13 protein-coding genes are annotated in these 12,025 nt (G+C 71.1%); 2 read left to right on the forward strand and 11 right to left on the reverse strand.

Annotation, left to right across the window (positions count from 1 at the left end):
* Positions 1-48 precede the first annotated feature (48 nt).
* Entirely contained in the window at positions 49-873 is an 825-nt protein-coding gene (locus tag QNA09_RS22030) for an IclR family transcriptional regulator (protein ID WP_124258552.1), read from the forward strand.
* A 79-nt stretch (positions 874-952) separates the two neighbouring features.
* Here the strand turns inward: QNA09_RS22030 and QNA09_RS22035 are convergent, their stop codons facing one another.
* The 11 genes from QNA09_RS22035 to QNA09_RS22085 all read right to left on the reverse strand — a co-directional run bounded on the left by QNA09_RS22035 (position 953) and on the right by QNA09_RS22085 (position 11,288).
* Entirely contained in the window at positions 953-1,558 is a 606-nt protein-coding gene (locus QNA09_RS22035) for a PaaI family thioesterase (RefSeq protein ID WP_040269870.1), read from the reverse strand.
* 88 nt (positions 1,559-1,646) lie between these two features.
* On the reverse strand, positions 1,647-2,774 hold the full coding sequence (locus tag QNA09_RS22040; RefSeq protein ID WP_124259303.1) for an acyl-CoA dehydrogenase family protein: 1,128 nt from the start codon (positions 2,772-2,774) through the stop codon (positions 1,647-1,649).
* A gap of 1 nt (position 2,775) precedes the next feature.
* Positions 2,776-3,984, reverse strand: coding sequence for an acyl-CoA dehydrogenase family protein (locus tag QNA09_RS22045; RefSeq protein WP_003938756.1), 1,209 nt, complete (start codon positions 3,982-3,984; stop codon positions 2,776-2,778).
* Between the two features lie 32 nt (positions 3,985-4,016).
* Complete coding sequence (locus tag QNA09_RS22050) at positions 4,017-6,218, reverse strand: acyl-CoA dehydrogenase (protein ID WP_308072091.1); 2,202 nt, start codon at positions 6,216-6,218, stop codon at positions 4,017-4,019.
* 3 nt (positions 6,219-6,221) lie between these two features.
* On the reverse strand, positions 6,222-7,358 hold the full coding sequence (locus tag QNA09_RS22055; protein ID WP_308072092.1) for a steroid 3-ketoacyl-CoA thiolase: 1,137 nt from the start codon (positions 7,356-7,358) through the stop codon (positions 6,222-6,224).
* A complete protein-coding gene (locus tag QNA09_RS22060) occupies positions 7,355-7,480 on the reverse strand; it encodes a hypothetical protein (protein ID WP_266099544.1) in 126 nt (41 codons plus the stop codon). The genes QNA09_RS22055 and QNA09_RS22060 overlap by 4 nt, the downstream gene beginning before the upstream one ends.
* The gene (locus tag QNA09_RS22065; protein WP_040269879.1) at positions 7,477-8,682 is read right to left on the reverse strand and encodes a DegT/DnrJ/EryC1/StrS aminotransferase family protein; all 1,206 of its coding nucleotides are present in this window, start codon (positions 8,680-8,682) and stop codon (positions 7,477-7,479) included. Before QNA09_RS22065 ends, QNA09_RS22060 begins: the two co-directional genes overlap by 4 nt.
* Before the next feature lie 29 nt (positions 8,683-8,711).
* Positions 8,712-9,911, reverse strand: a complete 1,200-nt coding sequence (locus QNA09_RS22070; RefSeq protein ID WP_010594072.1) for a lipid-transfer protein — start codon at positions 9,909-9,911, stop codon at positions 8,712-8,714.
* A complete protein-coding gene (locus QNA09_RS22075; RefSeq protein WP_017680088.1) occupies positions 9,908-10,318 on the reverse strand; it encodes a MaoC/PaaZ C-terminal domain-containing protein in 411 nt (136 codons plus the stop codon). The genes QNA09_RS22070 and QNA09_RS22075 overlap by 4 nt, the downstream gene beginning before the upstream one ends.
* Positions 10,315-10,725, reverse strand: coding sequence for a Zn-ribbon domain-containing OB-fold protein (locus QNA09_RS22080; RefSeq protein ID WP_304433629.1), 411 nt, complete (start codon positions 10,723-10,725; stop codon positions 10,315-10,317). The genes QNA09_RS22075 and QNA09_RS22080 overlap by 4 nt, the downstream gene beginning before the upstream one ends.
* Positions 10,725-11,288: a MaoC family dehydratase N-terminal domain-containing protein gene (locus QNA09_RS22085; RefSeq protein ID WP_308072093.1), complete on the reverse strand. Its 564-nt coding sequence runs from the start codon at positions 11,286-11,288 to the stop codon at positions 10,725-10,727. Before QNA09_RS22085 ends, QNA09_RS22080 begins: the two co-directional genes overlap by 1 nt.
* Positions 11,289-11,429: 141 nt before the next feature.
* Between QNA09_RS22085 and QNA09_RS22090 the strand changes: the two genes are divergently transcribed.
* Positions 11,430-12,008 carry a TetR/AcrR family transcriptional regulator gene (locus QNA09_RS22090; protein WP_010594076.1) on the forward strand — a complete coding sequence of 193 codons (579 nt, stop codon included), beginning with the start codon at positions 11,430-11,432 and terminating at the stop codon, positions 12,006-12,008.
* Positions 12,009-12,025: the final 17 nt, after the last annotated feature.

A 12,025-nucleotide genomic window follows, 5' to 3' on the forward strand; every position in this document is an offset into this window, starting at 1 on the left:
AGCAAGTGCTAGGTAATGTGAGGCGAAGGAGGCCAGACATTGACTGTGATGCATAGTGACCCGATTCCGTTGCCGGACATGCCGCGCGAGCAGCGCCCCAGTGTCGCAGAGCGGTTCACCCAGATCCTCGACGTCTTCGCGTCCGGTCCCGACCGGATGTTCCTCGAGGAGATCACGGCAGCCACCGGGTTGCCCCGCTCGACCGTCTTCCGTCTCCTCACCCAGCTCGTCGACCTGCACTGGCTCGAACACGACTCCCGCGGATACGGCCCCGGTCTGCGGATGCAGACGATGGCCCGGCCCCGGGACTACTCGCAGCTGCGCGCCGCGGCCGCGGGGCTGCTCAACGACCTGCAGATCGGCACGGGCGGTGTCGCGCACCTGACCGTGCTCGAAGGCTCGTCCGTCTACTTCCTCGACCGGATCGGGGGCGCGGCCAGCGCGGGCATCCCCTCCCAGGTGGCGACCCGGCTGCCGGCCGAGAGCACCGTCAGCGGACGGGCGCTGCTCGCCGGCCTCGAGCCGGAGCGGGTCGACGCCCTCATGACGGCGGGACCGCACGTGCGGTCCCGGGCCGACCTGTCGGCCCTGCACGAGCGCCTGAACCGCGTGCGCCAGCGGCAGGGTCTCGCGTTCGTGCCCGGCCACTCGTGCCCGATGTCCATCAGCGCCGTCGCCGCACCGGTCGTCGGCCCCGACGGCGTCGTGGGCGCGATCTCGGTGGCGTGCCGCGGAACGGTCGAACTCGCCCACATCGCGCCGATGGTCTGGGCCGCCGCACGCCGCACCTCACAGGTGCTCACGCCGGGCCGGTCCGGTTCCACCGCGCGCACCCGCCTGTCGCACCGAACACGCGTGGGTGTCGTGAACTAGAACGGGGCGGCGCGCCGGAGGTCGTCCGGCGCGCCGCGAATTCACTCTTCCCGCAGGCTGTTCCGCCGGCGGGCACTGCTCATGTCTCGACGCGGACGAACACTCCCCGCGCCTCGACCGTGCGCTCACCGCGGCACTCGATCCAGCCCTCGGCGACGGTCTTCCGGCCCTCGGTCTCGACGATCCGCGAGTACAGATCCAGCGGCTCGTCGAGCGGCGTGCGCCGCAGGTAGCGCAGGTCGAGCGACGCCGTCAGCGAACGGCTGCCCCGGGCCTGCATGAGGGTGCCGAGCATGCAGTCCAGCAGGTGGGCGCTGAACCCGCCGTGCACGCTGTCGGGCGGGCCCTCGTGCAGGGCGTTCGCGACCAGCCGGGCCCGCGCCTCGTCCGCGCCGAAGTGGATCTCGAGCGGAATGCCCATCGGGTTGTGGGTGAACAGCGCCCACGGCTCGCGCCCGCCCGTGTCCCGGGACCGCGACGGTCCGTCGAACGGGGGACGCAGCACCCGCGGACGCGGCCGGCTGCCGAGGGTCTCGGCCAGTTCGGCGATCGTTGCGCGAGCGGCGCGGACGGTGTCGGCGTCCGCCGTCGTGGTCGCCGCGGCCAGCATCAGCGCGCGGGTCGCGGCGACGAGCTCCGCGGTCGCCTCCCGCAGGTCCGCGGGCACGTCGACGGTACGGGTCATCGGGAGCCTCCTCCGGCGACCCGGCGCGCGAGCGCCCGGCCGATGCCGCGCCCGGCGCCGGTGACGAGCGTCGGGCGCCCGGCGGTCGTCACGCGGGTGCCCCGATCCGGGGCGCGGACCCGAGGACGTCGCCCAGCGCGGCCGCCGTGGCGTCCGCGCCGCCGAGGGTGAAGCACAACTGCCGTCCCCACAGAAAGTAGCGGTGGATCGGGTAGTCCACGTCCGCACCGATACCGCCGTGCAGGTGCTGCGTCGCGTGGACCACCCGCAGACCGCCTCGTGACGCCCACCATTTGGCGACGAGAACCGCGGATTCGGCCTCCTGCTCCCGTCCGGCGTCGAGCAGCCACGCCGCCCGCCGGGTGGTGAGCCGGATCGCCTCGGTGTCGAGGTAGGCATCGGCCGCGCGCACCGCCACCGCCTGGTTGGTCGACAGTGGCCGGCCGAATTGAATTCGCTGCGAGGTGTATTCGGCCGTCGTCTGCAACGCCTGTTCGCACACGCCCAGCTGCACCGCGGCGAGCGCGAGCTGGATCCGGCGGCGCACCCAGGCGACCGTCTCCGCGCCGTCGCCCGGCAGACGATCGACTGCGGGCACGACGACGTCGTCGAACCGGACATTGGCGAAGCTGCCCCGGTCGGTCGCGGCGACCGGTTCCACCGTGACGCCGTCCGCCCCGGTCGGTATCACCACGACGGCGAGCGAACCGTCGTCGCACCGGACCGGAACGGCCGTCGCGGCGGCCACGGCCGCGGCGGGCACACCGGCGACGGTTCCGCTGACGACCAGGTCGTCGCCCTTGCTCACCGCCGACAGCGACGTGAGTTCACCGTAGGGGGCCTCGAATGCCGCGACGACCGGCCGGGAGCCGTCCACGATGCCGGGGACCAGGCGTTCGACCTGCTCGGCCGTGCCGAACCGGACGATCGCCGAGGCGGCCGCCGTCACCGACCACAGCGGTACCGGCGCCACGTGCCGGCCCTGCTGCTCGAGCACGGTGATCAAGCCGAGCAGACCCATCCCGGCACCCCCGGACTCCTCCGGCACCGCGATGCCGAGCAGGCCCGCGTCGGCGAGGGCACCCCACAGCGTCGTGTCGAAACCGCCCTCGTTCTGCTCCACCTCGACGACCCGCTCGACCGGCGCGAGCTGCCGGAAGAGCTGGGACGCCAGGTCCTGCACACTCGTCAGGTCCTCGTCGAGTTCGAAATCCATGTCAGCTCCTCGTGCTGGTGGGGGCGTCGGTGCGGCGACGGGCGGCGAGCGTCATGCCGAGGCACTTGGCGGCGACGATCTCGCGCATCACCTCGTTGGTGCCGCCGCCGAACGTGTTGTTCTGAGCTCTGCGCGCCAGGGTTTCGACGCGTCCCTCGACGACGGCTCCGGGGCTACCGGGCCGCAGCAGGCCACGGACGCCGAGGATCTCCTGCATCTTGCCGTAGGCGGTGACGACCGCCTCGGTGCCGAAGATCTTGGCGGCCGCGGAGTCACCGCCGCCGAGGGTGTTCGCGGCGACGTCCGCGACGAGCCGGAGGTTGACGAGGTCGGCGGCACTGAGCAGTGCGTACGTCTCCGCCAGATTGGTGCGCACCCAGGGCAGGTCGTAGACGGTCCCGGCGCCCAGGGGCTCGGACTGCGCCCAGGCGAGCACGGCGTCGTACAGCTCGTTCGCGATGCCACCGCGGGCCGCGAGCGCGACCCGCTCGTGGTTGAGCTGGTTGGTGATCAGGCCCCAGCCCTGGTTCAGCTCGCCCACGACGTTGGTCAGCGGCACGCGGACGTCGTCGTAGTAGGTGGCGGAGGTGCTGATGCCACCGACGGTGTGGATCTCGGTCACCGAGAACCCGGGCGCCGACGTCGGTACCAGCACCACCGAGATGCCCTGGTGCCGCGGCGCGTCCGGATCGGTGCGGACGGCCAGCCAGATCCAGTCCGCGTAGACGCCGGCGCTGGTGAAGATCTTGTTGCCGTTGATGACCAGTTCGTCGCCCTCGATGCGGGCGCGGGTCTGCAGCGAGGCGAGGTCGGTGCCCGCGTTCGGTTCGGTGTAGCCGATGGCGAAGATCAGTTCACCGGCCAGGATCGGCGGCAGGAAGAAGTCCTTCTGCGCCTGGGTCCCGTGCTTCATCAGCGCCGGCGCGACGGTGTTGAGGGTGACCAGCGACAGCGGTGCGCCGGCGCGGATCACCTCGTCGTAGAACACGTACAGGGCCTCGGGATCCTCTCCCCGGCCGCCGTATTCGGTGGGCCAGCCGAGACCGAGCCACCCGTCGCGGCCCATCCGTCGCAGGATGCGGTCGAACACGGGTCCGCCCTCGGTCTGGTCGACGAGGGCGCGCCGGTCGTCGTCGTCGATGATCTCGGCGAAGTAGTTGCGTAGTTCGGTGCGGAGCCGACGGGAATCGTCGGACAGTTCCGGGTGCATAGCCCCTCCAGGTGGATGTGGTGTGGTCGGTGTCAGCGCGGCAGTCCCAGCACGCGACGGGCGATCACGTTCAGCTGGATCTCGATGGTGCCGCCGCCGAAGAGCACCGCGGGCAGACCGAGGTGGTCGAGCATGTGGCCGTCGTCGTCGGCGGCGCCGAGCGGACCGAGCAGCGAGACCAGTCCGCGCGAGCCGTCGCGTTGGGCGAGGGCGCTGAAGACCTTCTGCACGCTGATCTCCGCCCCGGCGTCGAGACCGGACAACCGGCGCAGCACGCTGCGCAGGTTCATCGCCGACAGGGCCATCTCACGGCCGGTGTTGCGGCCGAGGACGCGCAGTGCGTCGTCGCGGGCGGCGGCGTAGCGCCCCGACTCGACGACGTCGCGCACCCGCGCGGCCGCACCGTGCGCGAGCTGTGCGCCCATGCTGAGCCGTTCGTTGGCGAGGGTGGTCACCGCGAGGCGCCAGCCCTGCCCCGGTTCCGCGACCAGGCAGTCGTCGGGGACGAAGACGTCGTCGAAGAACACCTCGTTGAACTCCGCCCGCCCGGTCGCCTGTCGCAGTGGCCGCACGTCGAGCCCCTCGCTGCGCATGTCGACGAGGAAGTACGAGATGCCCTCGTGCTTGGGCGCCTCGGGATCGGTGCGCGCCAGGCAGATTCCCCAGTCCGCCTCGTGGGCCATCGAATTCCACACCTTCTGTCCGGTGAGGACCCAGCCGCCGTCCACCTTGCGGGCGCGGGTGGACAACCCGGCGAGGTCCGAGCCGGCGCCCGGCTCGCTGAACAGCTGGCACCAGACGATCTCGCCGCGCAGGGTGGGAGTGACGAAACGCCGCTGCTGGTCCTCGGTGCCGTGCCGCAGCAGGGTGGGCAGGGCCCACTCGCCGATGACGGTGGTCGGCAGTTCGAGGCCGCGGCGCGCGAATTCGTCCGCGATCACGGCCTGTTCGTGCGGTCCGGCCGCGAGGCCGTAGGGCCGGGGATAGTGCGGCGCGACGAGTCCGGCCTCGGCGAGCCGGGCGCGACGTGCCCCGCCGCGTGCCGGCGCCCAGCCGTCGCTGCGCACCGCGTCGTCCGGCAGTGCCCGTACCTCGTCGAGGACGGCGCCGGCCTGCGCACGCAGCTCCGGTAGCGCATCGGCTTCGACGAAGGAGAAGTCGCGCTCGCCCGACAGCGCGAGCTCACCGAGCCGGCGTGCCCAGACGTCCTCCGGGCCGGCGACGGAGGCGATCGACAGTGCCCGTCGCCAGTACAGGTGCGCGTCGTGTTCCCAGGTGAAGCCGATACCGCCGAGCAACGTGACGCATTCGAGCGCCACGTCGACGGCCGCCGGCACCGCCGTCAGCCCCGCCTGCGCTGCCGCGAGACGCTGCTGCTCCCGGTCCTGGCGCACCGAGCGGGCGGCGTCCCACGCCGCCGCGCGGGCGATCTCGCTGCGCACCAGCATCATCGCGGCCTTGTGCTGCACGGCCTGGAAACTGCCCACGGGGCGGCCGAACTGGTGACGGTTGCGGACGTGGTCGACGGCGGTGTCCAGTGCCCACGCCGCGATTCCGGCGGCCTCGGCGCCGAGCACCGTGTTGCCGATCAGCTGCACGTCGTCGTCGGCGATCGCCGGGAGCAGGTCCTCGGGTGTGATCGCCGCTGCGGACAGCCGCAGTCGTCCCACCGACCGGGTGAGGTCCACGCCGTCGGCGACCTCGACCTCCCCGGCCGCGGACGGCAACCGGAACCACACGGGCGCGCCGTCGGCGGTGGCGCGCACGATCACCTCGTCGGCGCCCGGCAACCCGAGCACCGGCTCGGAGACACCGGTGACCGTCCATCCCCGCCCCGACGCGGTCGCGACGAGGCCGGGGGTGGTGACGGCGGCGCCGGTCGCGCCCTCGGCGAACCGCCGCAGCAGGTCCGCGACGAGGCCCTCGGGCGGGAGGGTGGCGACCAACGCCCCGGCCAGTACGGTCGGCACCCACGGGCCGGGAACGAGGGCGCGGCCGAACTGCTCCGCCACGACCGCGAGTTCCGGCAGTCCCGCCCCACCGCCGCCGTGCTCCTCGGGCAGGTGCAGGGCGTGCAGGCCCTGCGCGACGCACGCATCCCAGATCTCCGGCCGCTTGCCCGCCGCCAGGTCGGCGAATGCGGCGCGGGTGCGTTCGATCGGGGCGTGACGACGGGCGAGGCCCGCGACGGAGTCGGCGAGGTCGCGGTGGTCGGCGTCGAGTGCGATCGTCATGGCCTACATCCGTTCCAGAATCATGCACGTCGTGGCGGCGGACGCGCAGATGGCGATCATCGCGACCTGCCGGTCCCGGCGTTCGAGCTCGTCGATCGCGTTGGCCAGCAACCGGATTCCCGTCGCGCCGGCCGGGTGGCCGAGGGCGATGGCACCGCCGCCGACGTTGAGCACGTCCGGGTCGACCTCGAGCACCTCGGCGAACGACATCGGCACCGCGGCGAAGGCTTCGTTGACCTCGAACAGGTCCACGTCGGCGACCGTCATCCCGGTGCGGTCGAGCAGCATCTGCGCCGCAGCCACCGGGCCGTCGAGCATGAACTCGGTGTCGCCGCCGATGACGCACTGCGCGAGCAGCCGGGCCCGCGGCGCCGCGCCGAGTTCTCGTGCCCTGTCCTCGGACATCAGGACCGCGGCGCCCGCCCCGTCGGACACCTGCGACGAGGTGCCGGCGGTGTGCAGGCCGCCCTCGATCGTGGGACGCAGCCGCGCGAGCGCCTCCGTGCTGGTCTCGCGCAGTCCCTGGTCCCGGGTGACGGTGGTGCTGCCGTCGTCGCCGGGGACGGCGACGGGGATGATCTGCCGGTCGAACCACCCGGCGTCCCAGGCGTCGCGCGCCCGTTGCTGCGACCGCAGGCCGAACGCGTCGAGGTCCTCGCGGGCGAAGCCGCGGTGCCGGGCGATGCGGTCGGCCGCGGTGTACTGGTCGGGGGTGTCCACCGACCACGACGCCGGTCGCGGGGTGCCGGCGCCGGTGCCGACCTTGTAGGTGAGCGGGACCCGCGACATCAGCTCGACGCCGCACGCCAGGCCGACCTCGAGGGTGCCGAGCGCGATCTGCCCGGCGACGAGATGCACCGCCTGCAGCGCGGTGCCGCACTGGGCGTCGATGGTGGTGGTCCCGGTGTGGGAGGGCAGGCCGGCGTGCATCCACGCGGTGCGGGTGATGTTGCCGAACTGCTCCCCGATCGGGGTGACACACCCGCCGACGGCCTGCTCGACGAGGGCGGCGTCGAGGCCGAGCCGGTCGAGCACGCCGCGTTGCGCGAGTCCGAGCAGCTCGGCGGCGTGCAGGCCGGAGATCCAGCCGTCGCGCTTGCCGAAGGGGGTGCGTGCGGCGTCGACGATCACGGGTTTCATGCGGGTACCTCCGGTCGGGTCCACTGTCGGTTGTCGAGCCCGTGGATCTCGAGCCCTGATTCGTCGACCAGGCCGGGGCCGGCGGTGATCCGGCCGGTGAAACGGGACGGCACGACGGTCACCGCCACTTCGCGGCGAAGGCGTGGATCGCGCCGGTCACGCGGGTGACCTCCTCGTCGGAGAGCCCGTGACTCATGCCCAGCGTCATGCCGCGTTCGAACACCGCATCGGCCTCGGGCAGCCCCTCGTCGGGCACGCGGTGCTCGACGCCCGCCATCATGGGATGGCGGGTGATGTTGCCGCTCCACACGGTTCGGGTGTCGATGCCCTGCGCTTCGACGAACTCCTGCAGGTCACTGCGGGAGAACGGGGCGTCGGCGGAGACCGTGACGGGATAGCACAGCCAGGCGGTGTCGAGGCCGTCGGTTTCGACCGGTGTGCGGAAGAACTCGGGGTAGGCGCCGTATGCGGCGGTGAACTCCGCGAAGGTCTTGCGGCGCCGCTCGTAGTTCTGCGCGAGCTTGTTCAGCTGCACGACGCCGTAGGCGGCGCCGAGTTCGGACGGTTCGAAGTTCCACGGCAGCAGATCGAAGATGAAGTCGTTGTCGTAGTCGACCCCGTCCAGATCCTCCCGGAAGACGCGTCCACCCCCGTTGCCGAACAGGTTCGGCTCGGAGCGACGTCCCCAGCGGCGCAGCAGGAGTGCACGATCACGGGTCTGCTCGTCGTCCATCATGACCATGCCGCCGGTGCCGGCACACGTGATGATGTGGGCCATGGAGAAGCTGGTGACGCTCAGGTCGGCACGCGCGCCGGTGGGCGTGCCGTGCAGCCGGGCACCGAGGGTGTCGCAGGTGTCCTCGATCACCTTCAGGCCGTGCCGGTCGGCGACGGCCCGGATCGCGTCCCAGTCGGGGCAGTTGCCGGCGAGGTTCGGGACGAGCACGGCGCTGGTGCGGTCGGTGACCATCGCCTCGATCTTGGTGACGTCGACGTTGAACGTGTCCGGTTCGACGTCGACGAAGACCGGTACCAGGCCGGCGCGCACGAGGGGCGCGACGTCGGTGGAGAAGGTCAGCGGCGAGGTGATGACCTCGCTGCCCTTCGGCAGGTCGAGCAGCTCGACCGCGAGGTACAGGCCGGAGGATCCGGAGTTGCACATCACGCCGTACTGCTTCCCGGACAGCTCGGGGATGCGGCGTTCGAGCTCGAAGACGTTCTTGCCGATGCGCAGCCCCTGATGGCCGCTGCGCAGGACGTCGACCACCGCTCGGATTTCGTCCTCGCCGTGGGTGGCGCGGGCATAGGTGATGCGTTCGGTCATGTTCGGACTTTCTCTGGATGGGTGGTCGGTCAGTTGTCGGCGGAGAGCACGAGTGCGCTGTGCGGCACCGGGGAGCCGCCCGTGACCAGAACGTTCGACACGTCCTTGCCGGGCTGGTTCACCGACGTACCGCGGATCAGGCGCACGCCCTCGGCGATTCCGTTGACGCCGTGGATGTATCCCTCGCCGAGTTGTCCGCCGTGGGTGTTGACGGGCAGGCGGCCGTCGAGTTCGAGGTTGCCGTCCGCGATGAAGTCCTTGGCCTCGCCGCGGCCGCAGAACCCGTACTCCTCGAGTTGCAGCAGCACCATCGGGGTGAACGCGTCGTAGAGGATCGCGGCGTCGATGTCGTCCGGATCGATGCCGGCCTGATCCCACAGCTGCCGTGCCACCAGCTCGACCTCGGGCATCTCGTCGATGTCCTCGCGGTAGTAGCTGCTCATGGAGATCTGCTGGGGCCCGACGCCTTGCGCGGCGGCGGAGACGACGGCCGGCGGGTGCGGCAGGTCGCGGGCCCGCTCGGTGCTGACGATCACCAGGGCCTGGCCGCCGTCGCTCTCCTGGCAGCAGTCGAGGAGCCGCAGCGGGTCGGCGATCATCCGGGAGTTCTGGTGGTCGTCGAGGGTGATGGGCCGCTCGTAGAACCAGGCCCTGGGGTTGACGGCGGCGTGCTTGCGCGAGAGCACGGAGATGCGGCCGAAGTCGGCGCTGGTCGCCCCGTACTTGTGCATGTAGCGCCGGGCGAGGAACGCCTCCTGCTGGGCGGGGGTGAGCAGCCCGTAGGGGTTGATCCAGTTGCGGTATTCCTGGTCGGTGTTGGCCGTGTAGGCGAACGGCGGCGGGCCGGCGCCGAACCGGGTGCCGGAGCGTTCGTTGAAGGCCCGGTAGACGACCACGACGTCGGCGACCCCACTGGCCACGGCGAGCGCCGCCTGCTGCACGGGTGCGCACGCGCCGCCGCCGCCGTGCGGGATGCGGCTGAAGAACGTCAGTTCGGGGATGCCGAGTGCCCGGGCGACCGCGATCTCGGGGTTGGTCTCCATCGTGAACAGCGCGAAGCCGTCCACCTCCTCGACGCCGATCTGCGCGTCCTCGAGCGCGGCGAGCACGCTCTCGCAGGCCAGCTGCCATTCGCTGCGCCCGGAGTTCTTGGAGAACTCGGTGGCGCCGATACCCGCGATCGCCGCCTTGCGCGCGAAGCCCCCGCCGGGAATTGCCTTGCCGCTCATCGTGTCTGTCCTTCGTACGGTGCGACGGTGACCTCGGCGGTCACGTGTGTTCCTCGGGCGTTGCGGCCGAGCACCTCGACGGTGACGGCGCCGGCGTCGACGCGGGTCACCGTCCCGGTCAGGCGCATGGTGTCGCCGGGAAAGTTGGGGACGCCCAGCCGCAGTGCGACGCGGCGGATGCGGGCGGCCGGCCCGGCCCAGTCGGTGATGTAGCGGTCGACGAATCCGTTCGTCGAGTTGATGCTCATGAAGATGTCGGGCGTGCCGCGCTTTTCGGCTGCACCCGGATCGTGGTGCACATCCTCGAAATCCTGGGAGGCGATCGCGGTGGCGACGATGGTGCTGCGGTCGAGCGGTAGGTCCAGTGCCGGCAGTTCGGTGCCGACGGACACGGTCGGCAGGCTCATGCGGCACCTCCGCCCGGAAGGCGCAGCTGCGGCAGGATTTCGCCGTGCGCGTGCTCGGCGAAGCCGACCTCGAGCTCCATGCCGATCCGCAGCCGGTCGTGCTCGACCCCGGCGATGTCGGCGACGATCCGGATGCTCTCCTCGAGGTCGATCAGCCCGACCGCGAGGGGATAGTCGAAGGACGGGTCCTTCGGGTGGTGGATCACGGTCCAGCTGTGCAGGGTGCCGCGGCGCGACGACTCGACGGTGTCCCACTTGAAGGAGCGGCACTTCGGGCACGCCGGTCCCGGCGGATGCCGGAGTGCGCCGCAGTCGCTGCAGCGCTGGATCTCGAGCCTGCCCTCGCGGGCGGCTGCGAACCAGAACTCGTTGTCCTGGGTGATCGTCAACCTGGGAACGGCCGTCATCACGCCTCCTCGGTGGTGTTCGGGTCGAAGCGGAGCAACCGGAATCGCTCCTCGACGAGCAGGTCGCCGTGCTGGTTCTCGTAGCGCTTGTGCAGGGTGACGAAGCAGCCGCGGCCGAGGCCGGTGCGTTTGACCGGGGAGATCGACTCGATGGTGAAGTGCGCGGTGACGTGGTCGCCCGGGACGAGTTCGCGGTGGTAGTCCTGCTCGACGTTGGTGGCGACCACGGAGGTGAAGCCGTGCCGGTCCAGCAGTGTCATCAGTTCGGAGTAGGCGAAGTCCTCGGTCCGTCCTTCGGCGCGCAGCCGCTGCACCTCACGCCAGCGCCGGTAGCCGGCCATCACCCACGTCGAGATCATCGCGGGCGGGCACACCACGTCCGGTCGTCCGGTGGCGCGGGCCGCGTCCCGGTCGACGTAGACGGGGTTGTAGTCGTCGTGGGCCTCGACCCAGTTCCGGATCATCGCCTCGTCCACGGCGTACCGGGCCACCCGGGCGGGCTCGGCCACCCGCCCGACGTACGGTTCGAACTCCCGTTCCAACTCCTGTTCCAGCGTCGGCACGTCCGCACCACCTTTCTTGAGCAAGCGCTTGGTGCAGTACGGTATGCGCGGATGCCCCGCCGGGACGGCCCGTTCCCACTCAGTTGGAACGGACGGCAGAAAACTCGAGCCGAACCGGCGAAACGGAAGGGAAAAGTGACCATGACGTCGGACCGACGCGACGAGATCATGCGGCTCGCGGCCGAACTCTTCGCAACCAAGGGGATCGCCCCCACCACGGTCCGCGACATCGGCGAACGCGCCGGAGTGTTCTCCGGCAGCCTGTACCACTTCTTCAGATCGAAGAATGCGATCGTCGCCGAGATCCTCAGCGGCTTCATGGCCGACATCGACCAGCGCTTCCGGCGCGTGGTGGAGACATCGACGAGCGCCCGCGAGACGGTGCGCGGCCTGATTCGGCAAACGCTCGCCGTGATCGAGGAACATCCCCATCCGACGGCGATCTACCAGCAGAACCGGCAATACCTGCGCGACAACGGCCTGCTCGACGTCGTCGACGCGCCGTCACGCACGGTGCGCGACTACTGGCTCACCGCCCTCGCCGCCGGTGTCGCCGACGGCAGCTTCCGCTCCGACATTCCCGCCGAGGTCTTCTACCGCACCGTGCGGGACACACTGTGGGCGAGCATGCACTGGCCGGGACGCGACGACTACACGACGGACGAGTTCACCGACCTGCTCGTCGCGCTGTTCTTCGGGGGCTTCGCGGAGGAGAAATGACGCCGTGTTCGCGGGCG

Source organism: Rhodococcus sp. AH-ZY2 (genome assembly GCF_030916465.1).
In the GTDB taxonomy this organism is placed as follows: Bacteria; Actinomycetota; Actinomycetes; order Mycobacteriales; family Mycobacteriaceae; genus Rhodococcus; species Rhodococcus ruber.